The 16,071-nt window shown below is 64.6% G+C and carries 11 protein-coding genes; 5 read left to right on the forward strand and 6 right to left on the reverse strand.

Annotated features, from left to right (window positions below; all coding sequences use genetic code 11):
* The 4 genes from AB0J95_RS24845 to AB0J95_RS24860 all read right to left on the reverse strand — a co-directional run.
* Positions 1 to 308: flavodoxin-dependent (E)-4-hydroxy-3-methylbut-2-enyl-diphosphate synthase (locus AB0J95_RS24845; RefSeq protein WP_364762179.1), on the reverse strand; the 308-nt coding region annotated here is incomplete at its 3' end.
* The gene (locus tag AB0J95_RS24850; RefSeq protein ID WP_364762182.1) at positions 305 to 2,101 is read right to left on the reverse strand and encodes a 1-deoxy-D-xylulose-5-phosphate synthase; all 1,797 of its coding nucleotides are present in this window, start codon (positions 2,099 to 2,101) and stop codon (positions 305 to 307) included. The genes AB0J95_RS24845 and AB0J95_RS24850, both read right to left, overlap by 4 nt.
* 954 nt (positions 2,102 to 3,055) lie before the next feature.
* A complete protein-coding gene (locus AB0J95_RS24855) occupies positions 3,056 to 4,393 on the reverse strand; it encodes a cytochrome P450 (protein ID WP_364762184.1) in 1,338 nt (445 codons plus the stop codon).
* 46 nt (positions 4,394 to 4,439) lie between these two features.
* Complete coding sequence (locus tag AB0J95_RS24860; protein WP_364762187.1) at positions 4,440 to 5,501, reverse strand: terpene synthase family protein; 1,062 nt, start codon at positions 5,499 to 5,501, stop codon at positions 4,440 to 4,442.
* Between the two features lie 1,515 nt (positions 5,502 to 7,016).
* Here AB0J95_RS24860 and AB0J95_RS24865 point away from each other — a divergent pair.
* Entirely contained in the window at positions 7,017 to 8,057 is a 1,041-nt protein-coding gene (locus AB0J95_RS24865; protein ID WP_364762190.1) for a polyprenyl synthetase family protein, read from the forward strand.
* Positions 8,058 to 8,077: 20 nt separating this feature from the next.
* Complete coding sequence (locus AB0J95_RS24870; protein WP_364762193.1) at positions 8,078 to 9,325, forward strand: 4-hydroxy-3-methylbut-2-enyl diphosphate reductase; 1,248 nt, start codon at positions 8,078 to 8,080, stop codon at positions 9,323 to 9,325.
* A 43-nt stretch (positions 9,326 to 9,368) separates the two neighbouring features.
* On the opposite strand, the gene AB0J95_RS24875 is transcribed toward AB0J95_RS24870, so the two are convergent.
* Entirely contained in the window at positions 9,369 to 10,775 is a 1,407-nt protein-coding gene (locus AB0J95_RS24875) for a hypothetical protein (RefSeq protein WP_364762196.1), read from the reverse strand.
* Positions 10,776 to 11,516: 741 nt separating this feature from the next.
* On the opposite strand from AB0J95_RS24875, the gene AB0J95_RS24880 reads away from it, so the two are divergent.
* Positions 11,517 to 11,819 (forward strand): hypothetical protein, encoded by a 303-nt coding sequence (locus AB0J95_RS24880; RefSeq protein WP_364762199.1) that lies wholly within the window; start codon positions 11,517 to 11,519, stop codon positions 11,817 to 11,819.
* A gap of 736 nt (positions 11,820 to 12,555) precedes the next feature.
* On the opposite strand, the gene AB0J95_RS24885 is transcribed toward AB0J95_RS24880, so the two are convergent.
* Entirely contained in the window at positions 12,556 to 13,542 is a 987-nt protein-coding gene (locus AB0J95_RS24885) for a hypothetical protein (protein WP_364762202.1), read from the reverse strand.
* A 393-nt stretch (positions 13,543 to 13,935) separates the two neighbouring features.
* Here AB0J95_RS24885 and AB0J95_RS24890 point away from each other — a divergent pair, with 393 nt between their 5' ends.
* Together AB0J95_RS24890 and AB0J95_RS24895 are read left to right on the forward strand one after the other, a co-directional pair.
* On the forward strand, positions 13,936 to 14,862 hold the full coding sequence (locus tag AB0J95_RS24890; RefSeq protein WP_364762205.1) for a cytochrome P450: 927 nt from the start codon (positions 13,936 to 13,938) through the stop codon (positions 14,860 to 14,862).
* 63 nt (positions 14,863 to 14,925) lie between these two features.
* Entirely contained in the window at positions 14,926 to 15,969 is a 1,044-nt protein-coding gene (locus tag AB0J95_RS24895) for a hypothetical protein (protein WP_364762208.1), read from the forward strand.
* Positions 15,970 to 16,071 lie beyond the last annotated feature (102 nt).

The raw sequence follows: 16,071 nt of genomic DNA on the forward strand, positions 1-16,071 counted from the left end.
TACTTGGGCTGGAAATGGATGTCGGCGATCACCGGGATCTGCGACTTGCGCGCGATCGCCGGCAGCGCCTCGGCGTCGTCCTGCGACGGGCAGGCAACCCGCACGATGTCACACCCGGCCGCGGTCAGCTCCGCGATCTGCTGCAGCGTCGCGTTCACGTCCGCGGTCACCGTGGTGGTCATCGACTGCACCGAGACCGGGAACTCACTGCCCACACCAACCGAGCCCACCATGAGCTGACGGGTCTTTCGCCGCTCGGACAGGACGGGCGGCGGAAGCGACAGCATCCCCAAATCTACCCGGCTCATCGCGATCTCCCTTCCGAGACAGCACTTCTGGTAGTGGTGAGCGCTGTCAGGGCGAATCGTGCGATCGACTCCCCGTCGAGGCCGCAGCGCGCAAGGACGTCCGCGCGACTGCCGTGATGCACAAACGACCTGGGAATCCCCATGTTGAGAACCGGGGTGCGGCCCCTTGCGTCAACGCACGCCTGTGCCAGCGCTATACCCATGCCTCCGGTCCGCACGCCGTCCTCTACGGTGACCACGAGATGGTGCCGATCGCTGAGGTGGACCAGGGTAGGGTTCACTGGCAGCAACCAACGTGGGTCTACCACGGTCACGCCATAACCGTGCCTTTCTACAATGGACGCGGCTCGCAGTGCCGGGATTGCGGTGGTTCCCGCTGCCACGATGAGCAGATCGAGGGGACGACGTTCGCTGCGGTGGAGGATGTCGATGCCATCCATACGGTTGCGAGCCGGGATGTCTGGTCCTGCTGAGGCTTTGGGGAACCGCAGCGCTGTGGGGCCATCGTCGGTAGTGAGTGCCTCGCGTAGTTGCGCGGCGAGTTCGGCGGTGTCACGAGGTGACGCGATGCGCATGCCCGGAATCTGGCTGAGCAGTGCGATGTCCCACATGCCGTGATGACTTGGGCCATCAGGCCCGGTGATTCCAGCGCGGTCGAGGACGAACGTCACCGGCAGCCGGTGCAGCGCGACGTCCATGAGGACCTGGTCGATCGCGCGGTTGATGAAGGTGGCGTAGACGCAGACGACCGGATGCAGCCCGCCCATGGCAAGGCCGGCGGCCGAAGTGACGGCGTGTTGCTCGGCGATACCGACATCGAAGACGCGGTTGGGAAACCGTTGTGCGAACGCATGCAAGCCGACCGGACGGAGCATGGCGGCAGTGATACAAACGATTTCCGGGTGTTCGGCGCCCAGTCGCGCGATCTCCTTGCCGAACAGGCCTGTCCAGCTAGCGGCTGAGGGGGTTGGGGCACTGCCGGTCGTCGGGTCGATCACGCCGATGCCGTGCATCCGGTCGTTCTCGTCGGCCTCTGCGGGTGCATAACCGCGGCCTTTCTCTGTGACGCAGTGCACGACCACCGGGCGACGCAGGTTCCGCGCTTGACGTAACGTTTTCTCCAGCGCAGGCAGGTTGTGCCCGTCGACCGGGCCGAGATAGTGAAGTCCAAAAGCGCGGAACAGGTTCTTCGACGCGATTTCGTCGCGGAGAGCCGTCAGGTGGTCGGCGAGGCCACCGACCGTGGGGGCATAAGAGCGGCCGTTGTCATTGAGTACGACGATGGCGGGGCGAGCAGCGGCTCCGAGGTTGTTCAACGCCTCCCACGCCATGCCCCCGGTGAGGGCACCATCACCAACAACCGCGACCACAGCCCGATCCGTCTCCCCCAACAGTTGCCTGGCCTTCACCAGACCGTCCAGATAGGACAGTGCCGTCGACGCGTGTGAGTTCTCGACGTGGTCATGCCGGGACTCCGACCTTTGTGGGTACCCGGCGAGCCCGCCGGTGCCGCGGAGGGTCCGGAAAAGATCCCGGCGCCCGGTGAGGATCTTGTGGACATAGCACTGGTGGCCAGTGTCGAAGATGATGCTGTCCGTCGGCGAGTCGAAGACTCGGTGCAAGGCCAGGGTGAGTTCGACCACGCCGAGGTTCGGGCCGAGGTGACCGCCGGTCCGGGTGACGTTCTCGATCAGGAACGCGCGAATCTCCTGAGCCACCATGGCCAGTTGTCCGTGCGACAACGCCTTGAGGTGCCGCGGATCGCTGATCCGCCGCAGAAGTGGATAGGTCATAACGGTGCTCCGGCTCCGACATACTTCGCGGTCGCACTCTCCATCGCTGGCGAAAGCACGCAGCAAGAGATCGCGTAAGTGGTTTCCGGGACTGTCTTCGGGTCTTGGTCGTCATGGCCTACGGCCTGCGCACGGGACCTCATCGGCACGTCCGTGGCATGCGCAGTCGCACCGACGATCGGCCAAGCGGTGTGACGGGTCTGTGCCAGCGCAGTGGTGCGGTCCATTCGTCCGTCATCTCCAGCAAACGGTCCTGTCCCAGGCTCGACTGCCTTCCATGCAGGGCACGAGTGTTCAGGCGTCCGGATCAAGTACACCGGTACCGACTGACACACGGAACACGCATGGCTTCCGCGGATGTACAACGTCTGGTGGTGTTCAACTCCGCCCGGCCCTCGTTGTACAGCACCGCGATGCAACACAGCTGAAGGTGCAACACCTTCGTCAGTGCGGACGGGTTTCGCCTACGGCTCAGGAAGGACCAGTGGTTGTGATGACGAGCGTGATGGTCGGATTCGGCCTGCTCAGGATCGTCGGGTCCAGTAGAGCTACCGCTTTCTTCTGTCAGGTTCGTGAGGCGTAGGAATGAGCGAGGCGGTCTTGCAGTTTCGCGTGACGGAATTGATAAACCGGACCCGCCTGGCGGTGCCGCACACGCTTGTCTTCGATCGTCGACGCACCCGAATCCACCAGGGACAACGTGGTCGATCGAGTCGGCCGCGCCTCGATACCCGCGTCCAGCACCCATTGATGACCCGCGGGAGCCGAACACATGGATCTCCGCTCGCTCTTCCACCTCCACTCAAATCACAGCGCCTCACGTCCCGCGAAACCCGAATTGGACATGTTCTTCACCACCTTCAGCGACCGCTGGCCGACGCTGAAACCTACTGACAACAAGAGCTGAAACGCCATTCGCGTTACAGTTCTCGCTCTTTGGGGACAAGCCGCGATCTACGTTCTGCGTCGCCGCGGATCGCGAGCATGAAGACGGATGCGAAAGTGTTGCGGGTAGGGCGAAACATTGAATCCAGGCCGGACACACTTCGTGGAGCTGTCCTCGAATTCCCAGTGGGTGGCGATTGTGGCGAGGAAAAGAACAGCATTGTTCATAGCGAAGCTGTCGCCTATGCACTTCCGCGGTCCTGCGCCGAATGGGATGAGCGCTCCTTTGGGGAGCGGGGCAGGGCTGACCCAACGGTAGGGGTCGAACTTCTCGGGTTCGGGGAAGAATGCGGCGCGGTGTTGAACGATACATGGACTGAAGATGACAGTCGCGCCGGCAGGGATATTGTGTTTGCCCAGGGAAACCGGTTTTCTTGCGACGCGCGTGAGAAAGGCAGTGACCGGATAGAGTCGGAGGGTTTCGGTGATCACAGCGGTAGTGACAGGCAGCTGGGCAAGATCGTCATAGGCAGGCCTTCGCCCTGCCAGACGGTCGTCAACCTCTGCGTAGAGGGCTTCTTTGTATTGCGGGTTCTGGCTGAGCAGGTGAAGGGTCCAGGAGAGAGTGGTGGCTGTGGTCTCTGTTCCGGCGAGAAAGAACGTTCCGAGTTGGTCGACGAGTTCCTCTTTGGTGAGTTTCTCACCGGTAGTGAGCGGCTGCGTGAGGTGATACAGCAGGCTGGTGGTTTCGCTTGAGGGCTCGGCCAGGTAGGCGTCCACGGCTTCATCGAGGATCGTCTTGAAGTTCTTTCTGGCCTGCTGGAACCTCCTGTTTCCAGGTAGCGGGAGCCGACCGAAGGGCCGAGGTAGGAGCATCTGCCACAGGATTTGGTCGAGGATGTCGGCTAGCTGCTTGTTGAAGGCGTGCAGAGCCTGGCGTGCGACTGTCGTGCCGACGAAGATCGTCGCGGCGAGAACCTCCGCCGCGAGTGCGCGGGTTTCTGCGAATACGTTGAGGACACCGTTGTCCCGCCAGGACGCGATCACCTCGGTTGTCGCCTCCACAGCACTACTGAAGTATGCGGGCAGATTGTGTTTGTGGAAAGCAGGCTGGATCAGCCGCCGCTGGCGCCGGTGGTCATCGTTAGGACACAACGCCAGCCCATGCCCGAACAGTCGGCTGAGTTGTTCGAACAGCGGGCCCGTCTTCTCAAAAGTGTCGAGGTCGAACAGCATATCTCTGATCAGCTCAGGGGTGCACGGCACGTACGCGGTTTTCAAGCCAAACTTGATAGTCACCAGGTCGCCGTGTTGAGCTAGTCCGCTCATGAACGCCACAGGGTTGCGCATGAGGGGAACGAGGTGGCCAATGACAGGACTGGCACCTGGAACGGCAGATATGGCCATAGCGAAGACTCCTCGGTCAGCATGCAGTGGTCCGGGCGCAGTCCTCTCAGTGTGTCCGGTCGGCGAACAGGTCCTCGGTGTAGAGCGCGACGCCGTCACGGATTGCTTCCGGAGCGGTGTAACGGCCGACTTCGAAATGCCAATCGTGATTTCCCCGGACCACCGACTTGTAGGCTTTGAGACAGGTTGCCAGCTGCGACGTGGTCTCTTCCTCGGTGCCCGCAGCGGCGAGTTGAACGGCCAGAGCCGCTTCTTCGTCGACGATGGCGTTGATCTTGTCCGTCAGAAGCGCGTTGACGTGGCGAATCGCTGTGGCCAGGTCACAGCTCTGCTCAGCCATGACGATGTGCACGGCATTGCTGTTGCCGAGGACACGGTCCTTGGTAATGGAGAAGATGTCGTTCAGCAGGCCGATGTGCTCGGAGGCGAGATGCCGGATGTTGTCAAGCGCGGGCAGACGGCGTATATAGGGGGGCAGTTCTATTCCCAAGGCGGCCTCGGCGTGGTCGGCACCGTAGAACAGCATGGCGATCGACTTGCACCGAAACGGGATGTAGTCCACCAGGCCGATCCGTTCACCGGAAGCTCGCCGAACGGCTTCGGTGTGGTAAGTCCACAGCCAATCACAGAAGTCTGCGAAATGGATTTGCCGCCACTCCCGTGAACGGTCCTGTGTTGTGGCCTTCCACAGCTCGTCCAACGCGACGGAATAGGGCCCTCTGGGCTTCTCCCCGTTGGCGGTGTCGATGAGCTCATTGATGGCATCGCGGCAACGTTGCGGATCCCGGCCTGCCGGGCCGTCGTCGAGTTCGTCGTCGACGATGAACGCCCACGCGATCCAGCACGTGTGACGGATCAAGGAAGCGGTGTCGACGTTTGGGTAGTACCGCGCCGCCATGAGGTCCGGACGCGTACGGCGCACTTGCGCCCATGCCTCCGGCGAGGTGGCGATCTGGTGGCCCCGTAACCATTCTCGCAAGTTGTTTGCAGCCTCGGGAAGGGACTTGTTCGGTGACTCGGGTGGGTAAGGCATGTCAAACACGGGGATGTGCCGGAACGGTCCCGTGCTGGATCGATCATAAGCATGGGCGGAAGTCGACAGAGGCACGGCATTTCCTTGTTGTCATCAGCGGTGGTCGCGGCTGCTCGACGAGAACCAGTTGTGCGGACATGGGCAAGAGCTGCGGCGCAGAGGAACGGTCGATGTTGTGAGGTCCTCGCCTGTCACCCAGGAGATCCCAGCACAGCCAAATAGTGGCGTGGTAGACCTGCGAAAGATCACACAGTTTAACTTTATGGCAGGTTGCACGAGCGCGAGCTGGCCACGACAGGATGGGCACCACGGTGATGGTGGAGGCCGCGTACTGGGTGCCGCCGGCAGGGTCCCTGCCGGCAGGCTCGCAACCCACCAGCGCCCGGCAGCTCACCACCACACCGGCACGGCTTTGGAGATCGCCCGGAGAAGAACTGGGCTGTAATCAACAGAACGAACACGCTCAGGATGCCCTCCTCGTCTTAGGAGGTCGACAAAAGCCACCAAGCGACACCAGCCAAGCCACCAGAAGTGGCTTCCGCCAACAGTTCCACCGAACGATGATGCCCAAGGTTCCAGCTGGCCACCGCACAGATCACATCGTGTCCACGACACGGCGACGACACCCTTGTCGTCGGCCTCCTCGACGCAGCCTCGTTGCGGTGCCCTACCAGGCGTCGCCCCTTGTCCTACCCCGAGGATCCCCATCGCGATGACGGCCGAGAGGTCCGCAAAGCCTCAAGCGCTCTCGCCACCGGATCGACAATTCCGCCCTCGGCCGCCAGCGCGATGGGCTCGATCATGCAGCGGATAACGGGCATGACCACTCCGTCACCGAAATCCACCCACACCTCCGATGCCCTTGATTCGTCGTCATCGGTGAAGAATGCGATGGTGCCGCACCGGCTGAGATGTCCTCTGCCGGTCACCCGCACTGGCTGTCCGGGGTACAAGTCGACGGGAGGTGTGGCGTCCATGAGGGCAGAGGCTACCAGCGTCCACAATGTACGCACGCCGCCGTTGCCGTCGTTTCCGCTCGCGCAAAACCCCGCCGTCACACAATCGGTTGACTGAATGTCGCGCCGCCAGCCCAACGCGGCAGTGCCGCTCTCGGAGAATAAATACCCAGCGTGTTGACCCCCATCAAATCCTGGCCGGCGTCCTACAAACCGGTGAATCCGCTCCGAGTTCCCGGCGCCGCCCCGGAACCACCCACCGCCGTTCTGCGCCGGCTGGGCGCTATCGTGAACATCGCCGGACGCCGTCGCCGCTGATGCCGGTTTGCGCGCGATGAGCGCATCCGATTCCACGCCATCAGCACGAACGTGAGATCGGCCCACCGAATTGGACTTGCCACATACCAGCGACGAGCATTGGCAGAAGCGCGTCCAGATCGTCGGTGTCCACCCGTTGCGTGGTGCGTGCCTGTTCGGCTTCCCGGATCAGGACCTCATCAGGGATGACACCCGTTTCCGAGTTGAACACGCCGTTACGTTGTACATCGCCGTCCCGGCAACGGGCTGAAGTCCGGCTTCGTGGATGGTACGCAGGTGAGAGGGCTGTCCGGTCGTCGTGCTAGGAGCAGGTGCCATGACGAGCACTTCTGTTGCCGCCACAGGCAGTTCCGTCCTTGACCTGCTGGCATGGAGCCGGTCGCTGACCGACCCGGGATTGCGGGCCGCGGTGGAGACCATGCCGTCCGAGTTGCGTCTGGGCGTCGGATATCACCTGGGCTGGTGGGACAAGGACGGTGTTCCCGCCCATGGCGACGGCGGCAAGGCTATCCGCCCGGCCCTGGTGCTGCTCGCGGCCCGCGCGGTGGGCGGTACGGCTGAGCATGCGGTACCCGCCGCGGTGGCCGTCGAGTTGGTGCACAACTTCTCCCTGGTGCACGACGACATCATGGACGGCGACACCGTGCGCAGGCACCGCCCGACCACGTGGGCGGCTTTCGGCGTGCCGCAGGCCATCCTGGTGGGCGACGCGATGCTCGCGCTGGCCTGCCAGGTTCTCGCCAAGGACGGCGGCGTCCATGCGGCGGAGGCGGTGCGTTGGTTGAGTGGCTATGTGCTGGCGCTGTGCCGAGGGCAGAGCGCCGACATCGCCTTCGAAAACCGCGCCGCGGTCGATCTGGCGGACTGCGTCGCGATGGCCGCGGACAAGACCGGTGCCCTGCTGAGCGGCGCATGTGCGTTGGGCGCGCTCATGGGCGGCGCGACAGCCGGTCAGGTCACGAGACTGTCCCAGTTCGGTCGGCACCTCGGCATGGTCTTCCAGCTGATCGACGACCTGCTCGGGATCTGGGGCTCTCCGCAGGCCACCGGCAAGCCCGCGGGCAACGACCTGCTGGTCGGGAAGAAGTCACTGCCGGTCGCCGCGGCCGTTGCGTCCGGCACCCAGGCCGGGGACGAGCTCGCCGGGTACTACGCCCGGGCAGAGCGACCTCGCCCGGACGAAATCGGGCACCTGGCGATGCTCGTCGAGACGGCGGGCGGCCGGGACTGGGCACGGCGAACCGCCGACAGCGAACTGATCGCCGCCGAGCAGCAGCTCACGGCGGCACGCTGCAAACCCGATGCGGCCGGCGAACTGCTGATGCTGGCTCATCTGATCGGTCACCGGGACCGCTGACCACGTCTGAGGAGGCCACAATGGACAGCAGTGCCGGCCTTCTGCCCGCTGGCGGCGTCCTTGTCGCCGATACTCTGCGCACAGCGGGCGGCGACCAAGTGGCGTGCCCTGCCGCACCCCTACTCACCGGCGAGCTGCGCCGCCGTGGCGTTACGGCGGTCACCGGGCCGCTTTTCCTTGGTACAAAAGGCCTTGTCGCCCATCACAAGCTGATCGACCGCGACGGACGTACCGAGGCCGGCCTCGGCGTCGCCACGTTGTCGTCGGACCTGGCGGCAAGGGAGTCGGCTCAGGCGGCTCTGGCGGCGTGGACGGCGGTAGCGACCGCACGCACGATCCTGCTGGCAAGTCCTCGCTCCTTCTGCGCGGGCGTCGACCGGGCCATCGCGATCGTCGAGCAGGCGCTGCTCACCCACACCCCACCGGTCTACGTCCGCAAACAGATCGTCCACAACAGACACGTCGTCGAAGACCTCACCCACCGTGGCGCCATTTTCGTCGAAGAGCTCGACGAAGTGCCCGACGGGTCCGTCGTGGTCTTCTCCGCCCACGGCGTGTCCCCTGCCGTACGCGCGCAAGCCGCCGAACGGAACCTGGACGTCCTCGATGGCACCTGCCCACTGGTCACCAAGGTCCATTCGGAAGCCCGCCGGTTCGCCGCCCGCGGCGACACCGTGGTAGTCATCGGCCACGCCGGCCACGAGGAAGTGGAAGGCACCCTGGGCGAGGCCCCGGACGCCACTGTCCTGGTCGAGTCCGCGGCCGATGTCCGGCAGTTGAGGGTGGCCGACCCACAGCGGGTGTCCTACCTCACCCAGACCACCCTCGCCGTGGACGAGACCGCGGACGTTGTCGACGCGCTCCGGCAGCGGTTCCCCGCCCTGCGCGAACCACCGACCGGCGACATCTGCTACGCCACCACCAACCGCCAGAACTCCCTCAAGGCGATCGTCTCCCTTGCGGACCTGGTCCTGGTCGTCGGATCCGCGAACTCGTCCAACTCCGTCCGCCTGGTCGAGCTGTCCCGCCGGCAGGGCACCCCCGCTCACTTGATCGACCGCGCCGGCGACATCCAGCCCGGTTGGCTGCATGGGGTGACCACCCTCGGTCTTACCGCCGGAGCCTCCGCTCCGCCAGGTCTGGTCGACGATGTGGTGGCGGCACTGAGCGGTCTGGGCACCGTGACCGTGCACGAACGCGAGGTCACCCGCGAAACCATCCACTTCGGGCTGCCCTGGGGCGTGCGCCACGCCGCGGACGGTTCGTGAACCGAACCGCCGCGGATGTCTTCCGGGTCAGGTCGTTGCCCGTTCACCTCGCCATCGCGTCCAGGTTGATCCCCGAGGCGGCTTGATCGCGCCGGTGTGACAGGGTGGCTGCGATCTCGTGGAGCCTGCGCACCGATGCGTTCCGCTGGTGCGGACGGGTCAGAGCGCGCAGGTTGGCCAGTGCCGAGTCGATCCGGGCCGAGTACAGCTGGGGGCAGTCCGCGAGGAACTGCGTCCACGTACGGCAGGCGAGTTCCAGCTGACCGCTCGCGGCCTGCAGTTCGGCCAACCGAGCGAGAACGATCGCCCTGGACCGCCGCTCGGTCGCCGGCCGTTGGCGCGACGCCGCTTCCAGCGCCGTGATCGCCCCCCGGCGGTCGCCCGCGCAGGCAGCCACCACGGCGCGTTGATGCGCCAGGGAACCACCGTGGAACGCACCCACCAATCGCGGGAGCACGTCCGCCTGCTCGAGTTCGCTTTCGGCGAGACCGAGGTTGATCACGGCGTCGTACCGGTCGCCCGCGGCGGCATGAGCGACAGCGAGCTGCCCGAGCAGAAAGGCGCGAGTCTGCGGGTTCACTCGCCGCGCCGCGCTCCGCACGGCTGCCTCAGCGAGATGAACGGCCTGCCGGTAGTGCCCCAGTGTGCGGGCTTGCACGCTCAGCGCTCGCAACGCGAGCGCGTGACCGGCCACATCCCCGCCCTCCGCGGCGAGCATCAGGCTGGTCGAGTAATACCGCTGGGCGATGCCGTGCAGCTGTTCGTCGAAGTTCATGAAGCCGCAGAGGTAGGTCAGCCGGGCGACAGCGACGAGCAGATGCCGCCGCACCGCCGGGCGTGCGTCGGCCCGAAGCCAGCTCGCCACCGGCAGACCGAGATACCGCATCAACGCGTCCCGTCCCCTGCGCCCGCCGAACATCGAATCCGAGGACGAGAAGACCGCGAGCATGGTTGTCACCGCGTCCACCTCACCGCGCCCCACCCGCCCACCATCCCGGGATGCCGACCGCTGGCGTGGCAGCTCAGCGGTCAACCGGACCCAGTCAGGTACCTCCAACGCCGCGAGGCTGTAGGCGCATTCCGCCAGCACCTCCCGGCCCTGCTGGGCACGTTCTGACAGGTCGAGCAGCCGACCGACGGGATCACCGTCCCACCAGTCCGTCGCGTGCCACGCGGCCCGCACCGGCGGAGACGTCTTCACCAAGCCGGTTTCCGGCACCGTCACGGTACGGCCAAGACGACGACTGAGCGCTTCGGCGACGAAGGCGGGCACCGGCGGCCGCGGGCGTATGCCCGAAAGCCAATGCGAGACCGACGACCGCCGATACCTCAGTGTCACACCCGCCTCGGCAGCCACCGTGTTGACCGCACGTGCGAGCGCCTCCCCCGTCCACCGCGCTTCCGACAACAGCTCACGCAAACTCTCGTTGGGAACTCGTCGAACGCCCACAACACGCCCCACCTGTGGCTCGCAACCTAGTGAAACGCTCTCCGCAAGTTTAACAATCAATTCGAGGACGAGCCCAACGCATTTGCGTGAATCTCAACCGGCACAAGCACCACAACTGACCCTGCCGACACCCATTCAGACTACACAATTGTACGGTCCGTAATCGCACGGTGTGCGCATTGCCGCAGTTCGGCACGTCTGACCAGTTTCGACCGTCAATTGATCAGCGCGATGAGTCGCACACCGACAGGCCGGCTTCCAACGCAACGAACGGATCCACACGTGCGCCACCTCGCTGTGCAAAGTCAACACCCCGGACACCCGTTCACATCGCCGCACCGGCGCCGAATCGAACACCGAACTCAGCAGGCACCGGCCCAGTTCCTGATCAGGGAGTAGTGTCGCCAGGTTGGTCCTGGACCACATGAGCCCCCACCGGAGGGGTGCATATCGCGCGACAGACCGTGATATTGCCCCAGAGTCACTACCCGATGATACCAATCGTTTCGTACGTTTGGTCGGCACCGGACGCCGCTGTCGACAAAGCGAATCATGTGGGCGACGATGAAATAACGGTGCGTAGTTCGGCGGCGAGGTTTTCTTCGGGAGTGACGGGAAACGTCACCCGTAAGAAGGTTCGGCTGGGTGACATCGCCGGCAATCCCTTGTCAGCGCGGTTTGTCTCGACGCACGATCGCTGTTCGCGATGTGTTCTTCCCGTCGAACCGAAGGATCCCAGCGATGCGGGTTGACGTGTCGACCCTGCTCACCAGTTTGTGTACCGGACGGTTGGATGTGAACCTGCTCAATGGATTCCCAGAGCAGGACGCCCCGGATCGTGTGGCCGGCGACGAGTGGGTCGCCAAGGCAGAGACGGTTGTGCGCGAGCACATCGATCCCGAGAACACCGACGACACCGGCGAACTGCCTGCGGGGTTGATCGACGCGTTGCGTGGCGCGGGTTTCCTCACCTTCGCGTTCGACGCGGACCTGGGTGGTGCCGGCTTGTCAGCGAAGTCATGTCCGTCGACCGGACCGAGGTAGGCCAGGCCGAGATCGGTGAACAGGTTCCGTCCGGAGTCGCAACTGGTGCCTCGCACGGAGCAGCAGCTTGTCGGCCTGGGCCTGCCTCCGGGCACGACCACCCGCGACATCAACCAGATCCGCCGCCTGCAGCAACGCCAAAGGCGGCTGGAAGCTTTGCCACCGCAATCATTCAACGGACTGCCTTGTTCGTCCCACCAACCGAAGTGGTCACCAGCACTGCGCCGCATCGACTCCGCAAACGGTCCACCGCCGAGTGCGGAACCTGATCCACCACAGCACGGGCCCACGTCAACACTTCGTCGTCGGTTCGGGCGACGACGGTTCGTTCCATGCTTGCCACGGCCTCCACCCCGTCAGCCCCCGGCACGTCAGGTCACCAGAGACGAGGTAGCTCCAGTAAGCCCGTTCTCGGTGAGATGGAGCGGGTCCGCGACCGACGAACTGTAGAGGCTCAGGACATCCTTGACTGATCGTTGTCGGGAGACGTTTGACGATCTTGCTTCGCTGGTGACCTCCTTCCTGAGTCCGTGACCATCGGTGAGGCGAGGAACTGGGTGGAGCCCGAGGCGTTGGTGCTCACCGGTATCGGCGGTGTGCGAGGTGCTGGGCGCTTACCGATCCGGGAGGTCGCTGCGCACGTGGCGACGGCGTTTCCAGCAGGACCGGACGAAAGGCCTGGTCGCGTCGACCGCGTGCCAGTCCGGAAAATACGCACTGTTCCAGGAGCCCGACATCACAGCGAGCCGATGGCGCGATGACGGTACCGCGCGGTCTCCAGGGACCAGTCGATGTTGCCGCGCATCCATGCTTTCAGGCCTTTGACGTAGCCGCCGAGCGCTCGCGTGGTGGACGGTCCCCAGGTGTTCCGGGACTTCGTCCGCGCCAGCAGAGCCTCGGTGTCCTCGAACAGCCGCACCTGATCCAGGATTCGTTCGCAGACCATGTTCGCGCATTGCTGAAACGGCAGTTGGGTCTGCTGCTGCAGGACGGCGACGTAGTTGCACAGGTCCCCACGAGTGATCTCCTTTGGGGCGGAGAAGACGTCGTTGCTCCAGCACACGACGTTCGAAGTGGTTTCCTTCAGAGTCTGCAGTTCCGGTCGCTGATGCAGGTCGTCCGGCAGGCTGGCGTTCTGGGCGAACTCGATCAGGTCGATCGAGGCGAACCCGGCTCCGGAGCGCAGCCGATGGAGGACATACGACTCTTCGGTCAAGGCTCTCCGGGAGGTGTTGACTTCCGCCTGGGTGACGTAGGCATACAGATAAGCGGACATGTTCCGCACGAACCGCTTTCGCCATGATGCTGGCATGCTGCGCGCGGTCCGGCGCCACAGATCGGCCAGAGCAAGCGAGACCGGGCTGTCCCCTTCGAATTCCAGCCGAATCGGATCCTGGTGGAGGATTCGGTCAAGTGCTCGCACTATCGGACGGACGTACCGTATGTCGCGACCCTCGCTGGTGTCGTCGAGGGTGTCATCGAACAGGAAGAACCAGCCCATCCAGTCGGCCAAGGTGAACAGGCTGCGCTGATCGGCCATCGGGTAGGTTCGGGCAGCCAGCCGCCCCAGCAGCATCGAGTCGAACCGCACACCGTTCTGCTCATCGGCGATCATGCCCGAACCCCGCGCCCAGGAACTGAGATGACCTTCGGTCTCATCGACGAACGCGCTGATCTGCTCCTCGAACGGAACGTTCAGACCAGGATAGGCGATGTGGTCCACAGGGGCCTCCCGCGCGGGACGATCGCCGGTATCGTCGGCTTTCTCTTCTGCTTCTTCAGCGCCGGGTGGTCGTAGTCTTCATAGCTGCCCCAGGCTGGCCGGTGTCCTGAGTGCGTTGACCTCGTTGGTGGATGTGGTACGCGCCAGCGCACCGACGACCGGGTATCTGGATCAAGTACACCCGGACGGACTTGTCACACGGAATACGCATCGCTGCCGCGGATGTACAACATCCGGTCCTGTTCAACTTCCGCCGTCCCCTTGTTGAACAGCGCCGAATATGCAACATCTTCGTCATGGACCGGGGGATGCCGGGTACGGCACTGGACCCGTAGTTGTCGAACGTCAGTAGTCCGGACAAGCACTTCATCGCTGTGGGTGAAAGGACGGGTCATGGAGACTGCGACCTTCGCATCCGCGGAGGCGGCCGGGCAGGGCGATCTGGTGCAGTTCCGGGTGGGCCGGGCCAAGGCGTATGTGGTGAGCCATCCCGAACTGGCCCACCAGGTACTGGTCAACGACCGGGTTTTCGAGAAGGGTGGACTGTTCGTCGACAGGCTGCGGGAGTTCATCGGTGACAGCGTGACGACCTGCCCACGGCCCGAGCACCGACGGCTGCGCCGGCTCATGCAGCCCGCGTTCCATCCCGGGAGATTCCCCGGCTACGCGAGAACGATCACGACCGAGACCGAGGCGGTGATCAGCCTCTGGCAGGACGGCCAGGTGCTTGACGCGTACACGGCGATGTACCCGATCACCGCCAGGATCGCCGCACGGACGATGTTCGCCGCACCCGCGTCCCGTGCGTTGGTCGAGGACGCGCAGATGGTGCTGACCGAGATCATCTCCAGTGCCGGCAGGCGCATGTTCATGCCGCCGGCGGACAGGATCCCCACTCCCGGCAAGGTCCGCTACGACCGGGCGCGCCGGCGAATTCGCGAGATCACCGATCAGCTGACCGCGGACTACCGGACCGCCGGGGTTGATCACGGGGATCTGATGTCCATGCTGCTGGCCGCGCGTGACGAGAACGCGGAGCCCTTGTCGGAACAGGAGATCTCCGATCAGGTGGTCACCTTGTTCCTGGGCGGCATCGAGACCGTCGCGTCAACTCTGGGCTGGGCCCTGTCGGCACTCGCTCGCAAGTGCATTGCCGACGCCTTCAGCATGATCGAGGCTCCGTTGATCCTGGCCGCGATCGCATCGCGGTGGCGGATCGAGGCGGTGGGCACACCGATTCGCCCGCTCACACGGATATCACTGATCCTGAACCCGCGCGGGCAGCGAATCCGGATCATCCGCAGAGACCGGCCGGGCTGATGGTGGTCCGCGGCGGGCTCCGCCGCACAACTCCCGGTCCCTGCCGCCGTGAACCGAGGATCCATGGACACAACAGATCACGACATGCCCGCACTGTGGTGCCCCATCGCTCCTGCGCTCCACCCGGACTGGAAGCTGTGGGACAGCAACGCGATTCACTGGATCAGTCGCTTCGGAATCGACGGGCGGAAGTCCGGCACGGTTCGCCTGCGTGGCTTGCGAGCAGGCGAGCTGGCGGGCCGTACGGCTACCACCGCCGAAGACCAGTGCCGCGCGCAGTTCTCTGCGGACAGTCTCATGTGGCTGTTCGCGTTCGACGACGCCTGTTGCGACGAGGGCCGCCACAGCCACGACCCCGTCACCATGGCGATCCTCATCGCCGACATGACCCGGATCGCCGAAACGGGCCGGGCGGGACCAGCCGGCCCACTCGGATACGCGTTGGCCGACCTGCGGCAGCGGCTGGACGGTATGGCCAGCTTCGCCCAGACCGCCCGGTGGGTCCGGGCGATGAAGGCCTACTTGGCCTACCAGGTCTGGGAAGCCGCATACCGGAACATCGACGCGGTGCCGACGGTCGACCAGTACGCCGTGGCCCGGATCCGCAACGGCAGCATGGAAGTCTGCGTCATGACGCTCGACATCGCCGAAGGATACGAGGTGCCGGCCGATGAGATCGACCGGCCGGATGTCCGTGCGCTGACCGAGATGGCCTGCGACGTGGTCGGCTGGGACAACGACATCGCCTCGTACTACAAGGAGCACAAACGTACGGGGGACAAACTCAACATGATCGACGTGATGGCGCACGAACGGCAAGAAACGTCCCAGGCCGCGCTGTCCGACGCGGTCGGACTCCGTAACCGTGTCCTGGCGTTGTACCTCCAACTCCATGACGAGACCAAACCGCGCGTCAGCCGGGCAACAGTGCGTTACCTGCATGGGCTGTCCGCCTGGATCCGCGGAAACCTCGACTGGAGCATCGGCACGGCTCGCTACCGCAAGCATGATCGGCCGACAATCCAGGTCACCGCGGTCCCGCCGGTGATTCCGTCATTGCCGCCACCGCCGGGCATCGCCTGGTGGTGGGATCAGGTCCAGCACTGATCGCAGGACACGTGTGCTCGGCGGCCGCTCCCCAGGTTTTGATGAGCCGTCGGCCATTCCGGCCGACTCAGAGGTGGTTTTACTGGCCGTACCTGGACGCGA

Origin of the sequence: Actinocrispum sp. NPDC049592 (assembly GCF_040675465.1) — a bacterium.
GTDB lineage: Bacteria > Actinomycetota > Actinomycetes > Mycobacteriales > Pseudonocardiaceae > Kibdelosporangium.

Coding starts and splice junctions, on each gene's coding strand:
- AB0J95_RS24850 (WP_364762182.1), bottom strand. CDS start 2,101: ATGACCTATCCACTTCTGCGGCGGATCAGCGATCCGCGGCACCTCAAG.
- AB0J95_RS24895 (WP_364762208.1), top strand. CDS start 14,926: ATGGACACAACAGATCACGACATGCCCGCACTGTGGTGCCCCATCGCT.
- AB0J95_RS24880 (WP_364762199.1), top strand. CDS start 11,517: ATGCGGGTTGACGTGTCGACCCTGCTCACCAGTTTGTGTACCGGACGG.
- AB0J95_RS24855 (WP_364762184.1), bottom strand. CDS start 4,393: ATGGCCATATCTGCCGTTCCAGGTGCCAGTCCTGTCATTGGCCACCTC.
- AB0J95_RS24870 (WP_364762193.1), top strand. CDS start 8,078: ATGGACAGCAGTGCCGGCCTTCTGCCCGCTGGCGGCGTCCTTGTCGCC.
- AB0J95_RS24865 (WP_364762190.1), top strand. CDS start 7,017: ATGACGAGCACTTCTGTTGCCGCCACAGGCAGTTCCGTCCTTGACCTG.
- AB0J95_RS24890 (WP_364762205.1), top strand. CDS start 13,936: ATGGAGACTGCGACCTTCGCATCCGCGGAGGCGGCCGGGCAGGGCGAT.